Source organism: Enterococcus sp. DIV1682a (genome assembly GCF_051711005.1).
Taxonomy (GTDB): domain Bacteria; phylum Bacillota; class Bacilli; order Lactobacillales; family Enterococcaceae; genus Enterococcus_B; species Enterococcus_B hirae.
The window spans coordinates 1632523-1659184 of the sequence record NZ_JBIOLT010000001.1 but is presented as its reverse complement, the minus strand read 5'-3'; the positions used below and the strand labels follow the sequence as shown (position 1 = coordinate 1659184).

Below are 26662 nucleotides of genomic sequence, written 5' to 3'. Positions count from 1 at the left end.
AATGTAACAAAAGTAAACGGTTACTATTTATTTGAGAGGTGAAACAATGGAACAAGTGATGAAGAATCAAAGAGCAGCTTTAATCACATTTGACGAACAGGAAAAAGTATTTCATCTATCCAATTCAGAAATTTCCTATATTCTTCAAATTGAAGAAAGTGAAGTTCTGGCTCATGTTTATTTTGGTAAAAGAACGACCCATTATCATAATCATAAAAAATATCCTCGCAGAGATCGTGGCTTTTCTGGGAACGTCCCCTTAAATGAAGATCGAACGTATTCAAAAGATACATTACCACAAGAGTATTCAGGGCACGGAGGGATGGATTATCGATTACCTGCCTTGATGATTCGTCGAGAAAATGGATCAAATCTGCTTGATCTACGTTATGAAAGTTTTCAGCTCCAAGAAGGAAAGCCAAATTTATCTGGATTACCGCAAGCGTATATCAAGAATGATACAGAGGCAGAAACGTTGATCGTGACGTTGAAAGATCGTGAAGAAAAGATTTACGTGGATCTTTCCTATACGATTTATCGAGAAAGAGCAGTGATTACACGTTCGCTGAAGGTAAGAAATGAAACCAATGATCCAGTGATGATTGAAAAAGCAGCCTCTTTTCAACTTGATTTTACGAATTCAGGCCGGTTTGATGAAGTGATTGCCTTACCAGGAGCGCATGTCAAAGAACGGCAGATGTCTAGACAAAGCATAACAGATGGCATCAAATCATTTGAAAGCCGTCGTGGTTCAAGCAGTCATCAGATGAATTCATTCATTGCCTTGACAAATCATGCAACAACTGAATTTACAGGGGAAGCAGTTGGGATCCATCTTGTTTATTCGGGAAATCATTCCTTTGAGATTGAAAAAGATGCCATTCAACAATTTAGAGTGATCGGTGGGATCAATCCCTATAATTTTTCTTGGGAGTTACAACCATATGAAAGCTTCCAAACACCGGAAATACTCTTAACTTATTCTGATCAAGGGTTGAATGGGATGAGTCAAGTGACCCATCATTTATTACGGGAACGAGTAGCAAGAGGGCGATTCCAATACCAAGAACGTCCGATCCTAGTCAACAATTGGGAAGCGACTTATTTTGACTTTACGAGCAAAAAGATCGAAGCGATCGTTGATGAAGCAAACGAATTAGCGATAGAGATGTTTGTTTTAGATGATGGCTGGTTTGGGAAAAGAGATTCGGACCAATCTTCTCTAGGAGACTGGTTTGAATATCAAGGGAAATTGAAAAATGGCTTAAAAGGGATCGCTGACTATGTTCACCAAAAAGGACTAAAGTTTGGCTTGTGGGTTGAGCCTGAAATGGTTTCCAGCGACTCTCAATTAAATCGGGATCATCCCGAATTTATGATGAAAGAACCAGGTCGTCAACCATCAGCTTCTAGATCTCAACACGTCCTTGATTTTACCCGAAAAGAAGTCCGGCAGACGATTGAAACACAGTTACGGCATTTGTTAGACAGTGTGGAGATCGACTATATCAAATGGGATATGAATCGATCGCTATCTGATGTCTATTCGGTATCATTGGGCAAACAAAACCAAGGGGAAGTTTTGCATCGTTATCTATTAGGATTATATGAGATGATGGAAAACTTAACAAACGACTATCCTCATATCCTTTGGGAAGGATGTTCTGGTGGTGGTGGACGGTTCGATGCAGGGCTGCTTTATTATATGCCACAGTCTTGGACTAGTGACAATACAGATGCGGTTGAACGCATCAATATCCAATATGGGACGAGCTTAGCTTATCCTATTTCAGCTATGACTGCCCATGTATCAGCTGTTCCTAATCATCAAACGGGTCGAGTCACCAGTTTAAAAACACGTGGAGATGTGGCCATGGGCGGGGTGTTTGGATATGAACTCGATCTAACAAAATTATCTAGTGAGGAAAAGCAGGAAGTAGCGACACAGGTAGAATTTTATAAAAAAATCAGACAGACAGTCCAATATGGTGATTTCTATCGTTTACAAAATCCCTTTGAGCAAAATATTGCTTCCTGGGAATTTGTTTCAAAAAACCAACAGGAAGTCCTCTTATTTATAAATCGTCGGTTGGCAAATGCACAGCCCGAATTTCATGAGGTACGCCTTGTTGGACTAAGCGAAGAAAAACTATACCAGAACCAGATAGATGGCAAAGTATATTCAGGATCGGAATTAATGACAATAGGTCTTTATTTCCCGGATTTTTATGGCGATTTTCAAACAGAATTGATTCATTTTATGAGTATAGACGAAGGAGAATAGAAAAATGAATGCATTGATTGAATGGTTAGATGATCCGCAAGTGTATCGAGTAAATCAAAGGAAAGCCCATAGTGATCATGTTATTTATGGTGCTAAAGAAGAAGTGGAAACAGGAAACACCAGGATCCAATCGCTGAATGGAAAGTGGCAATTTTGCTATTCCCGTAATGCTTTAGAACGTCCAGTGAATTTTTTTGAAAAGGAATTTGATAACAGTGGCTTCGATCAGATTGATGTTCCTAGGCATATCGAACTAGCAGGATACGACAAGATCCACTACATCAATACGATGTATCCATGGGAAGGGCATGAGTTTAGACGTCCGGCTTATACAACCGCTGGTAAGGAAGAAGCCGAGGGGATGTTTTCTCAAGCCGAGTATAATCCAGTTGGCTCATATGTGACGAACTTTACTTTAAATGAAGAAATGAAAGAAAAGGCGATCACCATTCGATTTGAAGGTGTCGAACAGGCAATGTATGTCTGGTTAAATGGGCACTTTGTTGGCTATGCAGAAGATTCTTTCACGCCTTCTGAATTTGATTTAACTCCTTATCTGGAAGAAGAGAATCGTTTAGCGGTAGAAGTCCATAAAAGAAGTAGTGCCGCTTTTCTCGAAGACCAAGATTTTTTCCGTTTCTTTGGGATTTTTAGAGATGTTTCATTGATCGCCAGAGGGAAAAATCATATAGAGGATATGTGGATCAAACCTCAAGTTGATCCCTCTTTTCAAAGCGGTTGGGTAGATATCGACTTGACTATTGAAAATCTTACTTCAAACGGAAAGCTACGTGTCCGACTCCTCAATTGCAAAGGAGAAGAGATCCATCAAGAAGAAGTGGGAATCGAAGAACAAATCTCGTTGCATATTCCAGTAGATAAAATTACTTTATGGGATCATTTTCAACCCAATTTATACACCGTCGAATTTGAAACGTTTGATGATACTGGGGTGACGGAGTATAGTTACTATCCATTTGGTTTTAGAAAGATCGAGATCAAAGAGCGGATCATTTATTTGAATGACCGACGTTTGATCATCAACGGTGTCAATCGACATGAATGGCATCCTGAAAAAGGAAGAGCTATCGATTTGATGGATATGAAGAAAGATCTAGAAATCATTAAACATGCGAATATCAATGGGGTTAGAACCTCACATTATCCAAATCAAATCCCTTGGTATTATCTTTGTGATCAGGCAGGGATTCACTTGATGGCAGAGACCAATCTGGAATCTCATGGTTCTTGGCAAAAGATGGGCGCGTTTGAGCCGTCTTACAATGTACCGGGGAACGTTCCTCAATGGCGGGAGATCGTTCTTGACAGAGCACAGACAAATTTTGAGACATTCAAGAACCATACGAGTATTTTATTCTGGTCTTTAGGAAATGAATCTTACGCAGAAGAGAATATTCGTTTGATGAATGATTACTTTAAAGAAAAAGATCCCGATCGCCTTGTTCACTATGAAGGAAATTTCCCTAATCCTGCATTCGAAGATTCGATTTCTGATGTCAAGAGTTGCATGTATGCTACGCCAACAGATATCTGTGATTACCTTGAAAATGATGGGAAAAAGCCTTTCATTTTATGTGAATACATGCATGACATGGGGAATTCGTTGGGAGGATTGAATTCTTACATGGAATTATTAGATCGATACCCAATGTATCAAGGTGGCTATATTTGGGACTTTAAAGATCAAGCGATTCAAGTGATCGATCCATTGACGAAACAAAAAGTAATGAGATACGGTGGGGACTTTGATGATCGTCCAAGTGATTATGAATTTTCAGGTAACGGGATCGTCTTTTCTGATGGTCAAGAAAAACCGGCATTACAGGAGGTAAGGTATTATTATGGAAAATACAGCGATTAAAATGAAGATTATTTATGGAGATTGTACATTTGCTTTAAAAGGTGAAGGATTTCATTATATCTTTTCCTATACAAGAGGTGGGTTGGAATCCTTAAATAAAAATGGGAAAGAATGGTTGTATCGAGAAACGCTGCCGACGTTTTGGCGGGCTTTGACGGATAATGATCGAGGGAATGGGTTTGGCTATCGTTCGTCCATGTGGCTAGGGGCTGGGATGTACCCGAAAGTAAAAAATGTTCAAGTTTCCATTGATCAAAAACCAATCGAACAGCCAATTGCTCCGATCAATAATCGCTATTCCAATCATGAATATGCGCAATCGGCAGCGATCAAATTCACGTTAGAAATCAATACGGTGCCCAAAACAGAAGTCATAGTCAACTATGAAGTACAATCTGATGGGGAAATGAAAATTTCTGTCTTTTATCATGGACAGCAAGGACTGCCTGAATTACCTTTATTAGGTTTTCGCTTTATTATGCCAACCAAAGCGAAATATTTTGAATATGAAGGACTATCAGGAGAAACGTATCCAGATCGAATGGCAGGAGGAATCGAGGGTACTTATAAAGTAACTGGTTTACCAGTGACTCCCTATCTCGTGCCACAGGATTGTGGTGTCCATATGAAGACGAAATGGCTAGAAATCACTAGAGATTCTACGATGAATAATGCGGATCAAGGAAAGGAGGAATTTTCATTACGCTTTGAACAAGTGAACGGCGATTTTGCATTTTCAGCTCTCCCCTATAAAGCCGAAGAATTAGAAAATGCTACGCATCTTGAAGAGTTACCACCAGCTAGAAGAACCGTCTTAGTGATTCAAGGGAAGGTACGTGGTGTAGGAGGAATCAACAGCTGGGGAGCAGATGTTGAAGAAGCGTATCATATTTCAGCGGAAGAAGACCATGAATTTAGTTTTATCGTGAAGTAAAGGTCGTGAAAGAAGCGGTCAGCTCCGAGCAAATAAGAGGCAATTTTTTAAAACACCTTTTCAAGTTAAAAAAATTTAGGCTTATTTCAAGGAGCTGATGCTTGAATGCTGTCTATCTAGAGAAAGGAAGGATTGATAGCTAAGTATCGGTAAAGAACAATAGCTTTTCATATTATTAGCAGACATGAAAAATATAAAACCATAGACAAATAGACGTTGCTTTTCTAGGATCATCTATCCTAGAAGGGCAGCGTCTATTGCTTATAAGTATCAACTAACTGAATTGTTTATTTTTGAATTAACTGATTAATGGCAATGTGATTTTTACCGTTGTACCAACACCCATAATCGATTGGATCTGCAATCCATACTCTCTGCCGTAAAGCAATTTGATTCGTTCGTTCACATTCTTGACTCCGATTCCAGAAAAATAGTCCTTGTTTTTTTTCTTTTGATTTGTATCAAATCCATCACCGTTATCTACGATTTCAAAGATCAATTGTGTTTCATGAATTTTTCCGAATAAAGTAATAAACCCACTTTTTTTTGTTTGAAAAGCATGTAAAAAAGCATTTTCAATAATTGGCTGGATCATCATATTGGGCACTTTAAAAGGGTATAGTTCATCGGGGACCATGATCCGAGTGGCGATATCATCACCATATCTCAATGAAAGAATATGGATATAGCTTTGCACACTTTTTAATTCTTCTTCGACAGTGATTGTTTCTGCTTTTTTCCCAATGGTACTTCTCAACAAATCAATAAAATGATCGATTCCATGAATTGCTTTTTGATTTTCTTTTTGCCAGATCAAAAATTTTAGACTAGTTAACGTATTGTAGATAAAGTGAGGCTGGATTTGGGCTTGCATCGTTTGAATCTCTAATTGGCGTTTTTTCTTTTCGTTTTCAATTGAAGTAAAATAGTTCTCATCGATCGTTGTTAATAGTTGATTGATTGTAGTGCCTAAAGTCTTTGTTTCGTAGGTCCCTTGAACGTCTACTTGGGTATTATTAGGAATTTTTTTGATATGTTTTAAGGACTGAATCAAGGCATAAATCGACTTTGTCTGACGGTTCATATAGCGAAAGACAATAGCACCAACTACCATTAAAGTCATCAAATTAAAAAGGACGATCGGAACAATCAGTCCCATTTGATTGACTAGTGAACGAATATTTACTTTACTAATCAAAGCTAAGTTTTGTCGATATAATGGAACACGTGTTAAACGATTATAATCAACTGTTTTTGTTTCATTGGTATTTAAATCATTTAACAAGTTGGTTTTGGCACCAATCATGCCAGTTTCATTGGAGGTAATGATTTGATTTGCTTCATTGATGAGATAGATTTTGGAGACCTCCGAATGGATCGTTTCATTGAATAAATTCGCTAGCTCATCTGCAGTTATCGCAATGACAGCATACCCATAAATATGATTCAACGAGGAAGTCAATTTCTTAATGAATAGGATGCTGCTTTTTGTTTGGTCACGAGTAGTCAAACCAAAGTCGACAAAGAACATTTGGGTCGATGCTTTATGTGCCTTTGCTTTTTGTACGACATCAGATCTCATGAATGCCGCAGCATCCATACTGGCTAGCATCTCGTTTCCAACAAAGGTATGTCCACTATCACCATAGATCATCAGATCGTAATTGATGGAAGGAGAGATCGAAGTAAAGCTTCGGTTCATTTGTTGGATCGTTTTTACATTAGTGTAGTTATCTAACGAAGAGTGCTGATCGTTAGAGAAATAATTTTCGACTGCAGGGTTGTTAGCGACCATCGTTAAGGTATTTTCGATATTATCATTCAATCGTTCAAAATCACGTTGTATTTTGCCAAGCGTTAGTTCATTCGATTTATCAAATAGATGGATATAAGCGTTTTTGGATCGATCATAAATGAAAAAGGACAGAATAATCGCTTGAGTAAGAAGCGCAATGACTAGGACAACCAGTAGTTTTGTAACTAGTTCATACTCTTTGAATTTTTTCTTCATGTTTCAAACTTCCTTTTCGATATTGAGAAGGATTTAGCCCAGTTTCTTCCTTGAATACTCTTGAGAAGTAACCAAGTTCAGCAAATCCTACTTGGTAAGAGATTTGTGAAAGTGGCTCGGTTGTCTCAAGCAAAAGCCGTTTCGCATGTTGTATCCGGACTTTTTTTAGATATTTAGTGAAGCTAATCCCATATTTCTCGGTAAACATGGTAGATAAATAACTATAGGAAAAATGAAATTTTTCGGAGATGATTTGCAAGGAAATATCTTGATGATAATTTTCTTGAACATAATCATAGATCGCTGTCAGAATTTCTGAGTTTTCATTCTTTTCCGGCGTGCTCCAACGCATCAATTGAGTGATGATTTTAGTAAACGTAATGGAAAAATCTTCGATGGTGGCGACGTTCGTTATAAGTGTTGGTAACGTAATTTTTAATGTCGTCAATTCTTTCGTCCCTTGACCATCTTCTAAAGCATTGATGAGTGCGTAGAGACGATTGATTGTTTCGTGTTTTAAAAATAAAGGGTCAATTTTTAAAGCGATCAGAGTCTCAATCGCTGATTTCATTTCTCTGATAGCGGATACATAATCTTTGTTGACAATCTTTGTTAAGTAGCTTTTCGTGCTCTGATCAAAGTGTGGAATCAAAGGGACTAATTGTTCTTCCGATATAACACCAGCACTTTTCTGATAAAAACGTTGTCCTTTGCCTAATTTTTTTAATTTTTGAAAACAATCGAACAGCTCACTTAGCTCTAAACAAGGGGAAATAATCAATAATGCATCAGATTTTTGCGCATATTCACGCAAAGAAGTCTGAATTTGTTCGAAACAATCCATGGAAGAAACATTTAGTAAGCAACCATATTCATAGTCGAGAGTGGTAAAAGGCTGACAATCAATCCAGGGTTCAGCTCGTTCTTCGTTACTTTTTAGAGAAGCTAGTGGAGCTAAATCATCCATTTCGCTATAGACGATGTAAAATAACGGGAAACGAAAAGGATCGTTAGATATCGTTGTTTTTTGTCCAGAGAAATATTGTGTTAAAGCACTATCTAGAGAGAATTTAGAGTCTAGATTTTTTTGGCCTTTTTTAACCAAATGGTTCAAAGCAGAAAGCAGGTTTTCTGGATTCAATTTTGGTTTAAGTAAATAATCGGATACGCCTTCTTTAAAAGAGTCTTTCACTAGTTGAAAATCATCATGGCTTGATAACACTAATATTTGAATATCAGGCTTGCTTTTTTTTAGGAGGCGAGCAAGTTCAATCCCATCCAGTTCAGGCATGATAAGATCAGTAATGACAATATCAATATCATTAGAATGAATAGAGAAAAAATCAAGCGCTTCCAATGAGTTTGAAAAAGCGCCTTTAATTTGGAACCCGTGGTTTGACCAATCAACCAAATTGGCTATGCCATGTAAGATTGTTTTTTCATCGTCGATCAATAATAAATTAATCAAGCTTGTTCCCCCTTTTAAACAGTTTCTCTTTTTAAAATACGGTTTAATTGGCAGAAAAGCAAGATGAATTACTCAAAATAAAAAAATTTGAAATCTAAATTTGTGATTTTTTCTTATTTTGGGATATTTTTTGGAACTCTTTTAGAAACTAAGAAAACGATTACATTTTTTGGTATGATTCACATGTAAAGAATAAAAATGAAAAAGGCGGGTTGGATATGAAATTCAAAAAATTAGTAGCAAGTGCGACGCTTTTAGCTTCAGTAGCAGTTTTGTTTGCGGGATGTGGGAGTTCCTCAAATTCAGCAACGAAAGATGAAAATAAAATCAGTGTTTGGGCATGGGATGAAACGTTTAATATCAAAGCAGTCAATGAAGCAAAAAAAGTCTATGACAATAAAGATGTCGAAGTGGATGTCGTTACGATGTCACAAGATGATATCGTACAAAAGTTAAACACAGCATTAGCCAGTGGAAATACGGATGGATTACCGAATATCGTGTTGATTGAGGATTATCGTATTCAAGGTTATTTGAATTCTTATCCGGACGCATTTTCTGAGTTAACCGATATCGTAGATGAATCCAATTTTGCTTCGTATAAATTTGCGGTTAATAAGATCGATGATCAAATTTATGGCGTCCCATTTGATTCAGGTGTTACGGCTAATTTTTATCGAACAGATTTGTTAGAAGAAGCCGGTTACAGTCAAGCAGATATGCAGAATTTAAGTTGGGATGACTATTTACAAGTTGCTCGAGATGTTAAAGCAAAAACGGGTAAAAAAATTACTGAAGTGAATCCCTCAGATCTTGGACGTGTCCGTATGATCATGCAAGAAGCTGGTGAATGGTACACTTCGGAAGATGGAAAGACGGTTACGATCAAAGATAACCAATCATTGAAATATGGATTAAATCTATTTGCTACACTACTTAAAGAAGATCTAGTGGAACAAACTTCAGATTGGAATGCAGGTGTCACGGCCATTCAATCAGGGGCTGTTGCATCCAGTCCAATTGGTGCTTGGTATTCCTCAACGATCCAAGGTGCTGAAGATCAATCAGGTAAATGGGCAATTGCACCGACACCTTCATTACCTGCCAATATGCAAAAAGCACAAGCTTCTAATTTAGGCGGAGCTGGGTGGTATGTGATCAAAGGTGTTTCAGGCGAAGAAAATGCGAAAGACTTCTTGAAGAAGACCTTTGCGACTAACGAAGACTTGATGGGAACCTTAGCGAAAGAAATCGGGTTAGTTTCTACCATGTTAAGTGCAAAAGATCAACCAGCTTATCAAGAGTCTTCTGAATTCTATAGTGGTCAAAAGGTGTTTGAAGACTTTTCTAAATGGACAGCGGAAATTCCACAAGTTAATTATGGACAAGAAACCTATGCAATCGAAGCAGTTGTAGCAGAGTCATTACACCGAATCATCAATGGAGAAGATACTGATAAAGTCTTGGCAGATACGCAAAAACAAGTAGAAGCACAGTTAGCCAATTAAGCAGAGTGAAATGAATTGATTTAGAGTATCAAATTTGTGTTGGCTGGTGATTTTTGAATGGTCATCAGTCACACAATTTTGCTATCTATTAAAAATAGTTTCAATCAATACCGTAGAATTTTCGTGAGGACGCTGTCATTTACTCAGACAATTAGTTGAGAGGGAGGATTTGTGAGACGATCCTTAAATGACAGATAAAACGAAGATGAACGTAACGAAAGTGAGCAAAGCAGATGAAACAAAAAGATTTTTTCAAGAACGGAAATGCGTTTCTTGTTTTACCAGTTCTGATGATCTCGATCATGGTGTTTATTCCAATGATTTTAGCGCTGATCACTTCATTTCAAAGTGGTCCTCCAGTTAATATGAGCTTTAATGGTTTGGGGAATTATCAACGCATGTTGAATGATGCGACCTTCAAAAAGGCTTTTTTTAACACCTTTTTATATTTATTGGTACAAGTACCGATTATGTTGTTTTTAGCTTTATTTGTCTCTAATTTATTAAATGATAAAAAGCTTAAAATGAAAGGATTCTTCCGGACAGCGATTTTTTTACCTTGTATCACATCCATGGTTAGCTATTCGCTTATTATGAAAAGCTTGTTTTCTCAATCGGGATTAGTGAATAATTTTTTGATGACGATCGGCTTGATCGATATGCCAATTGGCTGGCTGACTCATCCAGTTTGGGCGAAAGTATTAATCATCATTTCGATTACATGGCGTTGGACAGGTTATAACATGATTTTCTTTTTATCAGGAATGCAAAATATTGATCCGGCAATTTATGAAGCAGCAGAAATCGATGGCGCATCTAAGTGGCAACAATTGATCAAAGTCACGATTCCTAACTTAAAACCAATTATTTTGTTTACGTCAATCACATCAACGATCGGTACGTTGCAACTCTTTGATGAAGTACAAAATATTACGGGTGGTGGACCAGCAAATGCAACAACTACGCTATCTCAGTATATTTACAATTTAAGTTATAAATTTACACCGAATTTTGGTTATGCTGCGGCGGTTTCATTTGTGATCGTAGTCTTTATTGTGCTGTTATCAATCATTCAAACGAAAGTCGGAGGTGAAAAAGCGTGATAGATCAAGCAGAAAACAAAGTACTTCTTAAAGAGAATGAAAAAAAAGCGACTAAAACATTCGATTGGTTAGCTGTTTTTAAATATGCCTCTTTGAGCGTGATTTCATTTATTTCGATTTTTCCTTTTGTTTGGATGATCTTAGGAATGACGAATACACCTATCGATATTACTGCCGGAAAATTAAAGATCGGTAGCCATTTAGTTGTCAACTTCCAGAATCTTTTTTCAAATGACTTAAACTTTGCACGCTCATTGTGGAATTCAGCTTTGATCGCTATTGTAACAACGGTCTTAGCTTTGCTGATTTCATCTATGGCTGGTTATGGGTTTGAGATCTATAAAAGTCGAAAAAAAGAACGATTATTTACGATTTTGCTTTTATCGATGATGGTTCCTTTTGCTGCATTGATGATTCCTTTGTACCGCATGTTTTCAAACTTAAACGGAACGATCTTAGGGATTAATAGCTTCTTAGTCGTCATTTTGCCTTCAGTAAGTACAGCTTTTTTGATCTTCTTCTTTCGACAAAACGTTAAAGCGTTTCCTAAAGATTTAGTAGAAGCTGCACGTTTAGATGGATTAAAAGAATTAAGTATATTTTTCCGTGTCTACCTACCCACTGCTAAAAATACGTATGCAGCTGCTGCAATCATTACTTTTATGAGTAGCTGGAATAACTATCTTTGGCCTTTAGTTGCATTACAATCACCAGATAAGCGTACGGTCCCATTAGTTTTATCTGCCATGGGAGCCTCTTATACACCAGATTACGGAATGATTATGGCCGGGCTTGTGATTGCAACATTGCCAACAGCTATCGTGTTCTTTGTTTTACAAAAACAATTTGTTCAAGGAATGATCGGTTCTGTCAAGTAAACGCGACTCGATGATAAAATTAGTTTGGTATAAACTTTAAATGTATAGGAAAAGCTGTCCCACTAAGGGAGAGCTTTTTTCTTTTTAAATAACATTTTATATTAAAAAAATATTTATGGTTAATTATTTAAATAACTGTAATTATTATAGGTTTTAAGGATAAAAATTTATAAATATTATATTGTTGCTATTTATTTAGTTGTTATTTATAATTAAATTGTACAAAAGATAACGTTTTCTTAATGAAAAGATAATTATTTTTTGTTCATAAAATAATTTTAAGGAGTGAAGTAAATGAAAAAATATGCGGTTAGTCTGTTGTTGTTTGTGTTTGGTATCTTTGTACTTTCAGCCAATGTTGGGGCGCAAGAAGTCACGTCAAAAGAGATTTTTAGTATTCCGGAGCCGACGTGGATCTTCAACTCAGGGATGAGTAAAGGGAAAAACCATGATCGTCAGGATCTAGGTTTTATCTTAAGCGAAAATACCGAATTGAGAATGAGACAGACAAATGCTCATTTCAAGAATAAGTTAAAATTGCGACTACTAGGAAACGATAAAAAGAATGAAAAAAGTATCGAAGTTGGATCAAATTGGGTAAGTATACGTGCAGATGAGCCCTTGGTTCCATTTATTGATACACCGTACGGAGAAGGATCAGCACAGATTGAATACGAAGTGGTGACTTCCAAAGAAATGAAAGCGTTACCTGTTTATAAATATCATGGGAATGAGACCATGTTTTTTTCAATGTGGGATACGGAGGATGCAGAGTATGCGCTAATTCAAGGAGTAGATTTTCAATTACTCGTACCCAAATTGGACAAAGAACTAGTGAGAAACTTAAAAGATTTTCCATCAATTGATGCGTTGATTGAGTATCATCACGGTATTTTTGCTTTATTTAACGGTATCGCTGGTTTTGATGGTTCCGCACCAGAAAATCAGAACGGCGCGAATCGTTACTTTTTAAAGGCAGATGATTCTGGCGCAGGTGCTGCTTATTATGGGGGTGATTGGACAGCTAATAGTGAACCTACGACAGATATGTGGTTGAAAGAACTAAGTTGGGCAACATTACATGAAATTGCTCACGGTTATCAAGCTGGTTTTGATGGGCAAGATATGTATACTGGCGAAGTGTCAAATAATTTATTTGGGGTCCAATATCAGTATGAAAAATATGGAAAAAAAGCAGATGACATCGGTTGGTTGTTTAATTTAGGTAAAAAAGAAGAAGTCGAAAACAAGCTGTATGATAAGTTGATCCGTGATGGAGACACTTACCATGATGTCGATGTGCGTGAACAACTGATTTTATTAACGATGTTCAAACAAAAAGCTGGAAATGACTCCTTCACTAAGATATATCAGGAATACCGTAAAATGGCTAATCAGAGTGATTTCAAAGATTGGGAATATACATTACCCAATTTAATGAATCGTATCTACAGTGAAAATAGTAAGCAGGATTTTTCTGCTGCCTTAAAAAAACGTGGGTTGTATCTTGATGAATTTCAAGCAGAAAAAAATCGTGTGGTAGGTTATCCAGCTGTGGCTTCATTGGCAGATATTGTCTCTGAAAATGAGTTGGTGCGTGCACGTCAATTGATTGATCCAAACTATTTGATCAATTCTAATTTTGAATTGGTTACTAACGAGGAAATCGCCTCTCTAGGGTTGGCTGGTGATTTGACCATTGAAATTCTTCCTAGCGATTTGAGTAACTTTGAAGGGCTCACAGTTGAATTAAAAGATGGAGCAACTATTATAGCGAGTCAACCAGTACAACAAAAAATGACATTCAAAAATATTCCTAACGGGGTCTATCATTTAGAATTTTCTGGTGAACAAATGAAGTATTATTTACCAAGCGAAAATTATGTTTATGTAAAGGAAACCCAAAACCATGCTTCTCTTTCATTAATCAAAGCTGATATCAGTAAGTTAGCCGATGAAGATCTTATCTTTTATGGCTTTAATGATCAATGGTCAGGTTCATTAAGAACGAATTTGAATTCAAGAGAAGCAACACTTACCTTAAATATGCCAAAACCTCATTATTTATTTAAAGATGAACTTTATGTAAAAGTGACTATCAAATCTCAGGATGGCAAAATTAGGTATGAAAAATCGATTAATGGAGACATACCTGAACGATTCACCGATGACCATTTGTTGCTTGAGATAGGAGATAGCATAGAAATCTACCATGCAGAAGCAAGAAATCGTTTGAAAGGTCCAGAAAATATTATTGATCGTGGACAAAATACTAACCACTGGCTAGTTACGGAACATGGGTTAAAACACCTTGGATTAAACAATAATCCAGAAAAAGATCTTATGAAAAAAATTGAAAAATTAGGGAATTCATTAGTAAAAGCTGAGGGTATTAAACCGATGGCGTGGGAAAGATCAATGGCTAAAAAACAATTATGGACAGCCATACAAACTCTATCTCCAAAAGATACAGAACATTATATGTCCCAATATTATGTTTTGTTTAAATAGCATATGATGAGAAGTCAAAATTATCGAATTGATCGTCTTTAGCAAAAAAACTTAGCACCTTAGAGATTGAGACGAAAGTGTTAACTATCAAGTACCAAAAAAAATACCGAAAATTGCCAAGAAACACAAACGCTAGTTTTTTCTGTCGATTGTTATCTACTTGGTGCTTCTCCAATTTTTGATTAATTTCGGCTTATTTTTCGAAAATGCTGCTTTTATCTCGTCGTGAACAAGAGCTCTTTAAACACCGTTTATTCATTTTTAGATATACTAGAAGATACTGGGACAAAAAAGTTGTCTCAGTCTCTTCTTTTGTTTTATCACAAGCGTTTGGTTTTAGTGATGTAATACAAATAAGACCAGTATAAAATATTAGCTAAATGGCTATGCTAGTATAAATGACTTGAATGATCCTAAGATTTACTCAAGAATTTTTTAAAAGAGCTTCTTTTATATAACAAACACTTCTTTTTTGATATAAAAATGGTTGCGTTTTCATTAAAATAGAAATATCAAATAAAGGAGTGAATAGAATGAAAAATAAATGTTGCATGATTACTTTGGCTTCTATTTTATTGTTAGGATGTGCTACACCAAGTGTCGTTTACGGAAAGGAACAAGAGGGGCTATTGGCAAGAACAAGCTTTCCATCTGTTTCTCAATCTCTCAACAAAGGAAACGAGGGGCAAGTAAAAACAACAACACTTGGATTATCTGACGATGAGCAAGCGATCATTCAAGCAATCGGTAAAGGCAAGAATTTCAAGGGAAAACTTTATTTAAATTATATCCGAGATAAAATAACTGAAGTTTTCAAAGAATATAATGGAAATATTTTTAAACTTCTAAGTGAATTCTCTTCGTTGATATCAGACCAAATTTCAGAAGTGAATGTAAAAGAACGCTTTGATGTTAGTCCAGAAGTAATCAAACGTTTGATTACAATCAGTGCGATGTATGACATTGCTTTTGCAAAAGACAGTTGTTTTATGAACTTGCTTGGTGCAGCGAATGATGGAACGGCACCTGCTGAGCCTACAGGTTTTTATCCTAATACCACTCAATTAGAAGGAACGACCGTAAATAAGCAAGATGGAAAATTAATGACGTTGAAATCTTATTATGTGGATCAAAAATCAGATGTAACGGTGATGATTCACGGTGGTTTTCGAGGAAATTGGAATTTAGGGACAGTAACGGATGAGTATAATATCTTTTACAATGCGGGCTATAATTTATTATTTGTAGACCCTCGTGCCACTGGAAACAGTGGGGGCGATTATGTCACTTATGGACAATATGAGTCAGACGATGTGCTCTATTGGATCAATCGAGAAGTAGGAACTAAGCCGACTCAAAAGATTTTACTTTATGGTGGCTCAATGGGGGCTTCAACTATGATGTCAACATTAGCTAAGGATATCCCAGCAAACGTAAAAGGAATCATCGAGAATTGCGGATTTAAATCAATTGATGAACAACTTAGATACACCTACAAAAATACCGTAGCGCCTTTATTAGGTTCAATATTTGGGGAAGAATTTGACATTGTAGCAGACGAAGAACATGAAGATCTATATATGGGATTGTTGAAAGAGTATTACTTTGACCAAGAAATAAAAATGAATGTGAATGAAAATCTACCTGAAATTGGTATGGCTACAACAATCCCCAAATTGATCATTCATGGAGATGCCGATCAAGTAGTTCCTCATGAAAATGCGGATGAGCTCTATGATCTTTCCGGGGGCTATAAAGTCAAGTTGATTGTAGCAGGAGCTGGACATGGGGAAGCCCAATCAGTCGATCCCGTAGCGTATCAAACATATGTCACTAATTTTCTAAATTATCTTTTTGGAAGTCAAAGACATTAAGAAAAAATGATTGATCTTTCTGAGGAATGGGACGAAGTTTGACACGATCGAGAGAGTAGCGCCACGCATAATTAGGTTGATGAAATAAGCCGAAGAATCTAAAATCATTTCCTTGATTTTAGTGTTCTTCGGCTTGTTTTTACTACATTTACTCAAACCACAAGCAGTTAAAAATACATACATGAAAGTATTGAACCTATCTGATCTCGATCAAGATAAATGGAGAACGACTTAGTAGTTAAGGCATTTTCAGACCAATGAATGGGCATAGTGGATACTTTTGTATTCTTTTGGGGTACAGCCGGCGACCTTTTTGAACACTTGAATAAAATGACTTTGACTAGAATAAGCAAGCAAGTGACTGATTTCATCGTAAGAATGATCTGTAAACAATAACAAATGTTTTGCTTCGGTTATCTTTTTTTCTTGAATGTATCCGTGAATGGTAATCCCCATTTCTTTTTTGAAGTGGCTGCAAATATGTGCCTTATGTTTTTCAGTGATGGCAGCTAACTCGTCGACGGTGATGCGTTCGTATAAATGATTATCAATGTGGTTGACAATCGTTTTTACTAACATGGATTTTTGAGCTAAAGGAAAATTATGAAGCAGTTCCATAAAACGGAAGGTTGCTTCTTTCATATATTGCAGACATTCTTTGACTGAGTGGATATAAATCAGTCCCTGAATCAAAGAGTCGGACAGACCAAAGGCTTGATTGATCGGTACACCTTCTTCAATACTCATTCTGGTAACGATGGCTACGAACGAGGCAAATTTAAGTTTCAACCCTTCCAATTCAAAGGGGGATAAAGAGACTTTATAGGTTTCTTTCATTTTATTAAAGACCCAAATGACTTTTTCAGGTTCGTTTCGTTTGATGTAATCTAGATAGCGTAATTCAAAATGATACGAATCGAAGGTTTCTTTGTGGATCCGTCGATCATAAAGATTATTTTCCAGGCTGTAATCAGTGGATAGATTTTTTTTATTTTTTTCTTGTTGAAAGTACCAAATAAATTCTTCCTTTTTGGTTGGCCGCTGAGTCAGAATCGTGTGTAATAGTTGGATATATTCTTCAAATGAATACTTGTCTTCTTTGGAATAATGAATATTATAATGGTACTCATGTCCCATAAAAAAACAAGAGGTTTCTTTTGAACCGATAATACCGCAAGGGCCAATGATCATCTGATATTCCTTTTGATCAGATTTAAAACAAAAATAGCCGTATAAATAGGATGTTGTATGGTAAAGCTGGATCTGCTCTGTTTTTTTAAATGGAAAATAGGTACTGATCGTGATTGGTAAGTCTTCTAAATTTTTTGGATGGATGAGATATCCGTTTTCATCAAATAATAGCATCGGAATCAGATATTTTCGGTACAATAAATCCATAGTTATTTTAATCGTATCGGTAGTCATAATGTAAATACTCCTTGTGACGAATTCTTTCTTTTTATTTTACACGAATAAATTTTGTATAGCGCGAATATTTTGGTATAAACGCTAATTTTTTTATATAAAAATCGTTTTTTATTCTTTATAATCTGTTCTATAAAGCGGTTACAAAGGAGGCGCCGATGGAAGCAGATCAGTTACAAGCTTTGTTTGATCGATTATCTGTTCAGGAAAAAATCGCACAAATGATCCAATTGAATGGAAGTATTCTATCAGAAAATGATGTGATGAATACTGGGCCAATGGAAGAATTAGGATTACCTCAAGAGTTAGACGTATTTGAGATTGGCTCTATTTATAATATCAACGATCATCAAAAATTAAAAGAACTACAAACAAAAGTTTTAGCAAAAAGTAAACACAAGATACCCATGTTGTTTATGTCAGATGTCATCTATGGGTTTCGGACAATTTTCCCCATACCTCTAGCTCAAGCTGGCTCTTACGATTTTGAGTTAATTCAACAAGCAGCTAAGTTAACAGCAGAAGAAAGTTATTTAAATGGCTTACATGTCTTGTTTTCACCAATGTTAGATTTAGCGCGTGATCCACGTTGGGGAAGGGTAATGGAATCTCCAGGCGAAGATGTTTATACGGCGAAAGAGTTTGCAAAAAGTATCGTCAATGGTTATCAGGGAGATAGTGAGACAAAAATTCCAGAAAAACATGTAGCCGCATGTCTGAAGCACTTTGCAGCTTATGGAGCACCGGAAGCAGGACGAGAATATCAAGCGGTAGATATGTCCCATCAACGGCTTTTCAATGAATATCTACAGCCTTATCAAGCAGCAATTGAAGCAAAATGTGAATTAGTAATGACTGCTTTTAATTTGTTGAATGGAGTTCCTGCAACTGGAAATGAATGGTTGAATCGAGAGATTTTACGTTCTCGCTTTGGTTTTGATGGCGTATTAGTTTCAGACTATGCAGCAATCAAAGAACTGATTCCTCACGGGTATGCCAAAGACGAAATAGATGCAGCCAAAAAAGCACTCATTGCAGGTGTTGATTTAGACATGATGACTTCGATTTATGCCAATCACCTGTCTGAATTAGTACAAGAGCCACGATTTATGCAACTTCTCGATGAAGCGGTGTGGCGTATTTTAATGCTCAAAAATAAATTGGGATTATTTGAAAATCCTTATCGTGGCTTGGAAGAAGTGAATACTGGAGAAATCTTAACCGAAAAAGCTAAAGAAGCAGCAGTCGAGTTGGTTGAAAAAAGTTGTGTTCTTTTAAAAAATAATGGCGCACTTCCATTAGTACCAAATCAAAAAATTGCTGTGATCGGTCCATACGGCGAAAGTCCTCTCACTTTAGGTTTTTGGGCTTCAGTCAGCGGAAAGCCACAAGATACGGTTACTTTGAAGGAAGGATTGAGTCGCCATTTTGCGACAGATCACTTAATGTTTGCTAAAGGATACAATTTATTCGATTCTTATGATGGGTTTGGACCTCTGAAAAAAGGAATGGAATTATTGAATGGGCCAATTGCAGAAGAGGAATCATTAATGGAAGAAGCTTACCAGATTTCTCAAAAGGCTGATGTGATTGTATTAACATTTGGCGAACAATTTCTCGAAAGTGGTGAAGGAGCTTCTAAAGCTCACTTACAGATTTCACAAAAACAACAACGTCTGATCAAAAAATTACATGAATTAAATAAACCAATTGTAGGCGTACTATACACCGGTCGGCCGCTAGTCTTAACGGATGTAGAAAAATATTTCGATAGTTTATTACTTGTCTGGTTTCCTGGAACGATGGGTGGGATCGGAATCGCTAATTTACTTGCTGGTAAAGTCAGTCCTTCTGCTCGTCTATCGATGACGTTTCCTAGAAGTGAAGGACAACTACCGATTTATTATGCTCAGACCTCCACAGGCAGACCAATATCAACAAGCAATCATTCTGAGCGTTTTGTCTCAAAATATATCGATGAATCCAATGATCCGCTATTCAAATTTGGAACGGGAATGAGTTACGCCTCATTCGAAAGTCAATTACTGAGAAGTGAGCAAAAAGACCAATTTATTGAGATCAATTATTTAGTGAAAAATCGATCGGATGTTTCAGCAGAAACTGTGACACATCTTTATCTTCATCAAGAATATGCTTCGATTGTCCAACCGGAAAAACGATTGGTCAGCAGTCAGCGAATCTATTTAGAAGCAAATCAAGAAAAGCAAGCAAGAATCAATATTCCAATTTCTGACTTAGCTATCTTTGATAATAATGGAAATAGTTGGATAGAAGAAGGTGTCTACCATTTTTATTTAAATGTCGACGGGTTAGAAAGTGTTACTACATGGGAATATAAACAATAGGGGGATTACGATGGAAAAATTAGAAGCGTTTTTAGGAAGTAAGTTATTACCATTATCGCAAAAATTACAACAAAATAAAGTGTTAGCTGCTTTGATGGAAGGGTTTATTCGTACGAGTCCAATCACTTTGGGGATTGCGCTGATTACGATTGTAGGGAACTTCCCAATTCCTGGTTGGATCGATTATTTGACTTCATTAGGTATTTACCCACATGTAGAAGCTATTACAAATGGTGCAACTGGAGTATTTTCATTGTATGTCGTTTATAGTCTGGCTTTTTCTTATGCAAAACAACTGGGGACGAATGAGCGAAACGCAGCAATTATTTCTTTAGCTAGTTTTGTGATGTTGATGCCTCAAACTGTCGCAACAATGGCTATGCAAAATGGAGAGGCTGTAGACTCTACGATTGCAGCATTACGCTTAGATTTCTTAGGCGGACAAGGCTTGTTTATTGGAATGATCGTTGCTTTAGTGGTTACTCAACTTTATGCTTATCTATCGAAAAAAAATATTGTGCTTAAATTACCAGATAGCGTACCTCCGATGGTTACGCAATCATTGGCACCGGTCTTTGTTGTAACAATCATCTTTGTCCTTGTATTTATTCTGCGTATCTTATTTGGTTTGACAAAATCTGGCTCGATTTTTCAATTCTTTATCGATGTGATCAATGCACCGCTTAACGCGTTGGTTGCTAGTCCATTATCAATTATTATTATCATGGAAGTATTAGCTGTCCTTTGGTTCTTTGGGATTCACAACGCAGTTTTACAAGGACCATTAGGAGCAATCAGTATGACGATGGTTGTCTCAAATATCGCAGCTTTCCAAAAAAATGAAGCTTTGCCTTACTTGATTCCTTCTGTGATCTACATGGGAATGTACGCTGCAGGCTTCATGGGATTTGTGACGTTCTTTATGATTCGTAGTAAATCTGCCAAAATGAAACAACTTGGGAAATTATCCGTGATTCCTGCCATTTTCAACATTACGGAACCCTTGATGTTTGGTATGCCGATTATTTTAAACCCATTGTTTTTCATTCCACAAGTCTTTACACAGTTGATCGCAGGCTTTGTGACGTGGGGATTAACCACAACCATTTTACCGATTTCATTGAACCCAATGATAAGTTTATTGCCTTGGACGACACCAACTTTTGTTAAGATGCCACTTTCTGGTGGGATAAATTATACAATCTTGATGGTTATTTGCATGGGTATCGGAATCTTGATGTGGTATCCATTTATCAAGATTGCTGACAAAAAAGAGTATGAATTAGAATTAAAAGCAGAAGCCGAAGCTAAGGAAGCAAAAGAAAAGATGGCTGGTGTGATTGCAGAAGAAGTTCAAGTATAATGGAGGAGAGCAAATGGTCGTTTTAGGGATTGATATTGGAGGGACGATGATCAAGACCGCTCTGATTTCTCAGAATGAAGTTTCTTTTAAAAAGCGTTTTCCAACACCTTCAGATAAAGAGCAATTTCAACGATTATTATCACAAATGATTCGTGACTATCAAGAAATCCAATCATTCCATAAAATTGCTTTTTCAGTACCTGGATCGGTTGATCAGTCTGGGACAGTTCGCTTCGGCGGTGCTGTTCCTTATCTGGATCAACTCCAATTGCAATCGTTTTTAGAGTTGGAGAATTTCGAAGTGTTCGTTGAAAATGATGCCAAAGCTGCTACTTCCTGTGAAATCAGATATGGCAATTTAAAAGGGATCCAACAAGGCGCAGCAATTATTTTGGGAACTGGAGTTGGCATGGGCATTTGTATCAATGGACAGCTTTATAAAGGAACGCACATGCAAGCCGGTGAAATTAGCTTTATGATCCGTGATCGTCAGATTACTGGTCAAGACTCGTTTGTAGGTATGGGACTGTCGGCTGTTTGGTTGATCAAACAATTAGCTGAATTATTAAAAGTAGACAACGAGGGCGAACAGGTCTTTGCTGCCTTAAAAGACAGTGAGAATGAGTCAGCCAAAGCTTTATTTCATGATTATTGTAAACAGGTTGCTTTTCTTTGTTTCAATGTTCAAACGCTGCTAGATGTTGAAAAGATCGTCATTGGTGGAGGAATCAGTCAACAAGAATATTTGGTCCAGACGATTCAACAAGCTTATCGAGGGCTGTTTACAGTAGCGCCAATCATCAAAAAAACATTACAACCAATGACGATTGAAGCAGCAAAATTTCAAGCAGACGCCAATTTAATTGGTGCGGCCATAAAGGAGAATGAAGATGAAAAATAAATTTCCAACAGATTTTTTATGGGGAGCTTCTACCAGTGCTTATCAAGTAGAAGGCGCTTGGAATGAAGAGGGGAAAGAACCATCTGTTCAGGATATCAAGTCTATCCAAGAAGGAACGACTGATTTTAAAGTTGCCTCTGACCACTACCATCGATTGGAAGAAGATGTCCGTTTATTTAAAGAGTTAGGACTAAAAGCTTATCGTTTTTCGATTTCATGGAGTCGTGTAATGCCTAATGGAAAAGTGAATCTAGCTGGTATTGCTTTTTACAAACGTTTGATTGAGTTATTGAAAGAAAATGATATCCAACCAATCGTAACTGTTTTCCATTTTGATTTGCCTGCGTCCATTGCCGAAAAAGGTGGTTGGGAAAATAGAGAAACGATTCAAGCTTTTGCGGATTATTGTCAGGTATTATTTGACCATTTTGGGCAAGATGTTCCACTTTGGCAAACAATCAATGAACAAAATGTCATGGCATTGGCTGGTTCTGTAATTGGGACAAGTAATAAAAGTATGAAAGAAAAATTCCAAGAAAACCATCATATGTTAGTCGCACAAGCCCTCGTGACCAGTAATTACCACAAAGGGAATTATAACGGCAAAATTGGACCAGCACCTAACATCGCTAGTGTGTATCCTGCTTCAGATAAACCAGAGGATCAGATGGCCGCTTTATATATGAGTGCGCTTAGAAATTGGCTCTTTTTAGATGTTGCTGTTTTTGGGAAGTACAATCATAATGCTTGGCATTTATTAGAGAAGATTGGTGCGGAACCAGTGATTACTGCAGAAGATCAAACGATTTTAGCAGAAGGAACAGGAGACTACATTGCTTTTAACTACTATAATACAATGACCGTCTCCAGTTATTTTGCCAAAGAACAAAAAATAGATCAGCAATCCGGTTTTGGGATTCCAGGATTCTTTCAAACAGTCGAAAATCCACATTTACCAATGACGGAATTTGGCTGGCCTATTGATCCAGAAGGGTTTCGTTTTACTTTAAATGAAATTTATTCTCGCTATCGCTTACCACTCTTGGTGACAGAAAATGGGATCGGTGCATCAGAACAACTCATTGACGGGAAAATCCATGATGATTATCGGATTGATTATTTACATCAACACATCCAGCAAATGGCTTTAGCGATTGAAGATGGCGTTGAGGTGATCGGTTATTGCCCATGGAGTGCGATTGATTTGATCAGTACCCATGAAGGAATCAATAAAAGGTACGGATTTATCTATGTCAATCGGACCGATGAAGAGTTACTCGATTTAGCACGGTATAAAAAGGATAGCTTTTATTGGTATCAACAAGTGATTGAGGAAAATGGCTTAGGAGAATGAAGCAATGAGAACAAAAGAAATTATTTTTGATCGCAAGGCAAATACCGGTCTCAAGCTTTACTTACAAGAAGAATTGTTTGAATCGCAGCCAATCGAAAAACGTCCGTTTATTTTAGTGATTCCTGGGGGTGGGTATTCTTTTTGTAGTGAAAGAGAAGGGGAACCGATCGCATTAAGCTTTCTGTCAAAGGGCTATCATGCAGGTGTTTTACATTATCATGTAGGAGAACATCGTCATTTTCAAAAAGCCTTGTCTGATGGACAAAAAGCAATGGAATTACTTCAAGAATGTGCGGAAGAATGGCAGATTGATCGTCATAAGATTGCGGTCATTGGCTTTTCAGCAGGTGGGCATTTAGCAGCAGCCATGTCGACAATGTTAGCGACTAAACCCGCTCTATGTTTATTAGGTTATCCAGCTATCCTCTCTTCTTTTTCAGAGGTCATGGGTATTTCTGCTCCTTCTTTGGAAGAATGCGTGACGAGTGATACGCCGCCGACGTTTTTATTCTCCACATTTGAAGATTCGATCGTTCCTATCGAAAATTCCTTACTATATTTACGTGCGTTAGAAGAAAATGATGTTCCTTTTGAATCGCATATTTTTCAAAAAGGACCTCATGGACTTTCTTTGGCAACTAAGTGGTACCGCACATCTGATGAAGTGACAGACGAACGTTTTGCTCGCTGGTTTCCATTTGCGATGGAATGGATGGAATCACAGTGGGAAGAACAAGAAAAAGGCAACGAATTATCGACCAGAGAGATCATCGACATACCAATTTTTCAACTCGTAAAAGAGGCAGAAAATCAGCAAGTTCTCCAACGATTTTTCCCTAGCTGGCAAGATCCTAGTCGTTTCAAATTGGTAAAAAGACTTAATTTAAAGCAATTACGGCGAATGATTCCAGATCAAATGACGAATGAACGATTTGAACAATTGATCGATGGATTGAATCGACCAAAGGAGGAGCATTGAATGCAAGCTTACCTTGTCCATGAAAGTTATAAAGCGACCAACCGTCTGACGGCTGAACCGCCTCAGGAACTTACGGAGTTAACTTTTTATAAGAACAGTAAAAATGCTTGTCAGTTACTACTTCATGACGGGCGAAAAAACCATTTCGTACTATCGGATGAATTTTCGATACCAGATGCTATTGAGATACCGATTTATCGTATCGCTATCGAATCCTCGTTACCAGTAAAAGCTCAATTTATTGACTATTATTTAGGCAACGAAGATATATTGTATGCTGATAAGTTGTTAGAACAAACAGTGAAAACTTATTCAGGCGATCGTTATGCGCCAATTTATCTGGAATTTCCTTTGGATACTGAAATCAAGTCTGGCAGCTATTCACTAGAAATAACAGTTTACCGTTCGCATTTGACAGCCGGTGACGAAGAAGTAGTGACGAAAAAATTAATGATTGACGTTTCAGATTATTGTTTTCCAGATAACGTGACTCAGAAATTTAATTTGGATATTTGGCAACAACCGTCTAATTTAGCGAGAAGTTTTCAAGTCCCGTTGTGGAGTGAGGCTCATTTTCGGTTGATTCGTGAAATGGCCGCCAGTTTAGCAGCTATTGGGCAAAAAGCGGTAACGGTGATCGCAGGCGAGATCCCTTGGAAAGGTTGGTTCAATTATATCGTCAAAGACTATCCAGCGAATCTCTATGAGTATTCAATGATCAAAGTCAAGAAGGATCTGAAAGGAGAATTGACGTGTGATTTCACCATTTTAGATCGCTATCTTCAAACGATGGCAGAAGCAGGTATCGATCAAGAAATCAACGTCTTTGGTTTGTTAGGTGTGTGGCAAGTACCATTCTTCCCATTGATCCAACAGTTAGATTACCCTGAAAAAATTGTGGTTCGCTATTTTGATGAAACCTTGCAAAAGATCGGATTCATCGAAAACAAAAATGAATTGAAGTCCTATTTCAACCAATTATTTGAGCATTTCAAAGAGATTGGGGTATGGGACAAAGTCAGGATTATCTCTGATGAGCCGAAGATTCACGAAATAGACACCTTTAAAGCTTCATTAGCAGAATTAAAGTCAGTGGATACTAGTGTTCAGATAAAAGTCGCTTTTGATAAAGAAAACGTCTTGGAACAATTGCTGCCAGATGTCGATTTTCCGGTCACTTCTTTTTATTGTACGTGCAACCATTATCAGCAGTTAACACAAAGCAATCCAGGAAAGACACAATATTATATTTGTAATTATCCTGATCGTCCGAATACCTTTTTACACAGCTCATTACTAGAGACTCGTATCCAAGGAATTTTAGCGCATTGCTTCAAAACAGATGGTATGCTGCGTTGGGCATATAATTGCTGGCCAGAAAATGTGCGAGAAGATATCCGCTATAATACTAGTTCGTTACCGATCGGTGATACTTGTCTCATTTATCCTAGCTATTCTGGACAGTTATTGTTGTCTTTACGTTACAAACAATTGCAAAGAGGAATTGAAGATTTTTACCTGGTCAAAGAAGCAGTGAATAAGAATCCGATTGTCACACAACAATTGTTAGATGCATTTTTAGGCAGCAGCGAACCAAAAGAATGGATGCAAGATAGCCATACAAGCAACCAACGTTTGTTTAATCAACAGGCAGACGAATACGAAGCATTTCGAAAACACTTGATTGCTTCCTTGTCTTAGAGCTGAGTACTTGTTTTATGGTTACTTCCCATAGGTGAAACAAGAAGAGACTCTTAGTTCCAGACGCTTTTTGATCACCTTGCTAAACAGTAGACCTTCCTTTTCAGAATCAAGCCCCAA

General features: G+C 37.1%; 16 protein-coding genes and 1 pseudogene. 14 read left to right on the top strand and 3 right to left on the bottom strand.

Annotated elements, in window-relative coordinates; genetic code table 11:
* Positions 1–46: 46 nt before the first annotated feature.
* From IGJ23_RS07530 to IGJ23_RS07520, 3 genes are read left to right on the top strand one after another with little or no spacing between them, the layout of a single operon-like run.
* A complete protein-coding gene (locus IGJ23_RS07530; protein ID WP_438774800.1) occupies positions 47–2284 on the top strand; it encodes an alpha-galactosidase in 2238 nt (745 codons plus the stop codon).
* 4 nt (positions 2285–2288) lie between these two features.
* Positions 2289–4166 (top strand): glycoside hydrolase family 2 protein, encoded by a 1878-nt coding sequence (locus IGJ23_RS07525; RefSeq protein WP_438774799.1) that lies wholly within the window; start codon positions 2289–2291, stop codon positions 4164–4166.
* Positions 4147–5100: a beta-galactosidase small subunit gene (locus IGJ23_RS07520; protein ID WP_010719000.1), complete on the top strand. Its 954-nt coding sequence runs from the start codon at positions 4147–4149 to the stop codon at positions 5098–5100. The genes IGJ23_RS07525 and IGJ23_RS07520 overlap by 20 nt, the downstream gene beginning before the upstream one ends.
* 298 nt (positions 5101–5398) lie before the next feature.
* Here the strand turns inward: IGJ23_RS07520 and IGJ23_RS07515 are convergent, their stop codons facing one another.
* Together IGJ23_RS07515 and IGJ23_RS07510 are read right to left on the bottom strand one after the other, a co-directional pair.
* Entirely contained in the window at positions 5399–7111 is a 1713-nt protein-coding gene (locus tag IGJ23_RS07515; protein ID WP_438774798.1) for a cache domain-containing sensor histidine kinase, read from the bottom strand.
* A complete protein-coding gene (locus IGJ23_RS07510) occupies positions 7086–8579 on the bottom strand; it encodes a response regulator transcription factor (RefSeq protein ID WP_438774797.1) in 1494 nt (497 codons plus the stop codon). The genes IGJ23_RS07515 and IGJ23_RS07510 overlap by 26 nt, the downstream gene beginning before the upstream one ends.
* A gap of 218 nt (positions 8580–8797) precedes the next feature.
* Here IGJ23_RS07510 and IGJ23_RS07505 point away from each other — a divergent pair, with 218 nt between their 5' ends.
* The 5 genes and pseudogenes from IGJ23_RS07505 to IGJ23_RS07485 form a co-directional block, all read left to right on the top strand.
* Positions 8798–10087, top strand: coding sequence for an ABC transporter substrate-binding protein (locus tag IGJ23_RS07505; protein WP_438774796.1), 1290 nt, complete (start codon positions 8798–8800; stop codon positions 10085–10087).
* Positions 10088–10320: 233 nt separating this feature from the next.
* Positions 10321–11190 (top strand): carbohydrate ABC transporter permease, encoded by an 870-nt coding sequence (locus IGJ23_RS07500; protein WP_010719005.1) that lies wholly within the window; start codon positions 10321–10323, stop codon positions 11188–11190.
* The gene (locus IGJ23_RS07495; RefSeq protein WP_010719006.1) at positions 11187–12068 is read left to right on the top strand and encodes a carbohydrate ABC transporter permease; all 882 of its coding nucleotides are present in this window, start codon (positions 11187–11189) and stop codon (positions 12066–12068) included. Before IGJ23_RS07500 ends, IGJ23_RS07495 begins: the two co-directional genes overlap by 4 nt.
* 294 nt (positions 12069–12362) lie before the next feature.
* Positions 12363–14579 carry a putative mucin/carbohydrate-binding domain-containing protein gene (locus tag IGJ23_RS07490; RefSeq protein WP_438774795.1) on the top strand — a complete coding sequence of 739 codons (2217 nt, stop codon included), beginning with the start codon at positions 12363–12365 and terminating at the stop codon, positions 14577–14579.
* A gap of 668 nt (positions 14580–15247) precedes the next feature.
* A pseudogene (locus IGJ23_RS07485) lies at positions 15248–16444 on the top strand (alpha/beta hydrolase); the annotation flags it as partial.
* 258 nt (positions 16445–16702) lie between these two features.
* On the opposite strand, the gene IGJ23_RS07480 reads toward IGJ23_RS07485, so the two are convergent.
* Positions 16703–17878: a helix-turn-helix transcriptional regulator gene (locus tag IGJ23_RS07480; protein ID WP_081127492.1), complete on the bottom strand. Its 1176-nt coding sequence runs from the start codon at positions 17876–17878 to the stop codon at positions 16703–16705.
* Between the two features lie 158 nt (positions 17879–18036).
* Between IGJ23_RS07480 and IGJ23_RS07475 the strand changes: the two genes are divergently transcribed.
* The 6 genes from IGJ23_RS07475 to IGJ23_RS07450 are packed head-to-tail and all read left to right on the top strand — an operon-like array spanning position 18037 to position 26542.
* Positions 18037–20244 carry a glycoside hydrolase family 3 N-terminal domain-containing protein gene (locus IGJ23_RS07475; protein WP_438774794.1) on the top strand — a complete coding sequence of 736 codons (2208 nt, stop codon included), beginning with the start codon at positions 18037–18039 and terminating at the stop codon, positions 20242–20244.
* A 10-nt stretch (positions 20245–20254) separates the two neighbouring features.
* Positions 20255–21607 (top strand): PTS sugar transporter subunit IIC, encoded by a 1353-nt coding sequence (locus IGJ23_RS07470; RefSeq protein ID WP_438774793.1) that lies wholly within the window; start codon positions 20255–20257, stop codon positions 21605–21607.
* A 13-nt stretch (positions 21608–21620) separates the two neighbouring features.
* Positions 21621–22508, top strand: a complete 888-nt coding sequence (locus IGJ23_RS07465) for an ROK family protein (RefSeq protein ID WP_438774792.1) — start codon at positions 21621–21623, stop codon at positions 22506–22508.
* On the top strand, positions 22498–23862 hold the full coding sequence (locus IGJ23_RS07460) for a glycoside hydrolase family 1 protein (protein WP_438774791.1): 1365 nt from the start codon (positions 22498–22500) through the stop codon (positions 23860–23862). Before IGJ23_RS07465 ends, IGJ23_RS07460 begins: the two co-directional genes overlap by 11 nt.
* 4 nt (positions 23863–23866) lie before the next feature.
* Positions 23867–24841, top strand: a complete 975-nt coding sequence (locus tag IGJ23_RS07455) for an alpha/beta hydrolase (RefSeq protein WP_063627196.1) — start codon at positions 23867–23869, stop codon at positions 24839–24841.
* Complete coding sequence (locus IGJ23_RS07450) at positions 24842–26542, top strand: DUF4091 domain-containing protein (protein ID WP_438774790.1); 1701 nt, start codon at positions 24842–24844, stop codon at positions 26540–26542.
* The last annotated feature ends 120 nt before the right edge of the window (positions 26543–26662 follow it).

Bases quoted from the DNA above. Each gene is read 5' to 3' on its own strand.
- IGJ23_RS07520 (WP_010719000.1), top strand. From the start codon at position 4,147: ATGGAAAATACAGCGATTAAAATGAAGATTATTTATGGAGATTGTACA.
- IGJ23_RS07515 (WP_438774798.1), bottom strand. From the start codon at position 7,111: ATGAAGAAAAAATTCAAAGAGTATGAACTAGTTACAAAACTACTGGTT.
- IGJ23_RS07525 (WP_438774799.1), top strand. From the start codon at position 2,289: ATGAATGCATTGATTGAATGGTTAGATGATCCGCAAGTGTATCGAGTA.
- IGJ23_RS07450 (WP_438774790.1), top strand. From the start codon at position 24,842: ATGCAAGCTTACCTTGTCCATGAAAGTTATAAAGCGACCAACCGTCTG.
- IGJ23_RS07490 (WP_438774795.1), top strand. From the start codon at position 12,363: ATGAAAAAATATGCGGTTAGTCTGTTGTTGTTTGTGTTTGGTATCTTT.
- IGJ23_RS07505 (WP_438774796.1), top strand. From the start codon at position 8,798: ATGAAATTCAAAAAATTAGTAGCAAGTGCGACGCTTTTAGCTTCAGTA.
- IGJ23_RS07455 (WP_063627196.1), top strand. From the start codon at position 23,867: ATGAGAACAAAAGAAATTATTTTTGATCGCAAGGCAAATACCGGTCTC.
- IGJ23_RS07530 (WP_438774800.1), top strand. From the start codon at position 47: ATGGAACAAGTGATGAAGAATCAAAGAGCAGCTTTAATCACATTTGAC.
- IGJ23_RS07465 (WP_438774792.1), top strand. From the start codon at position 21,621: ATGGTCGTTTTAGGGATTGATATTGGAGGGACGATGATCAAGACCGCT.
- IGJ23_RS07475 (WP_438774794.1), top strand. From the start codon at position 18,037: ATGGAAGCAGATCAGTTACAAGCTTTGTTTGATCGATTATCTGTTCAG.
- IGJ23_RS07470 (WP_438774793.1), top strand. From the start codon at position 20,255: ATGGAAAAATTAGAAGCGTTTTTAGGAAGTAAGTTATTACCATTATCG.
- IGJ23_RS07480 (WP_081127492.1), bottom strand. From the start codon at position 17,878: ATGACTACCGATACGATTAAAATAACTATGGATTTATTGTACCGAAAA.
- IGJ23_RS07460 (WP_438774791.1), top strand. From the start codon at position 22,498: ATGAAAAATAAATTTCCAACAGATTTTTTATGGGGAGCTTCTACCAGT.
- IGJ23_RS07500 (WP_010719005.1), top strand. From the start codon at position 10,321: ATGAAACAAAAAGATTTTTTCAAGAACGGAAATGCGTTTCTTGTTTTA.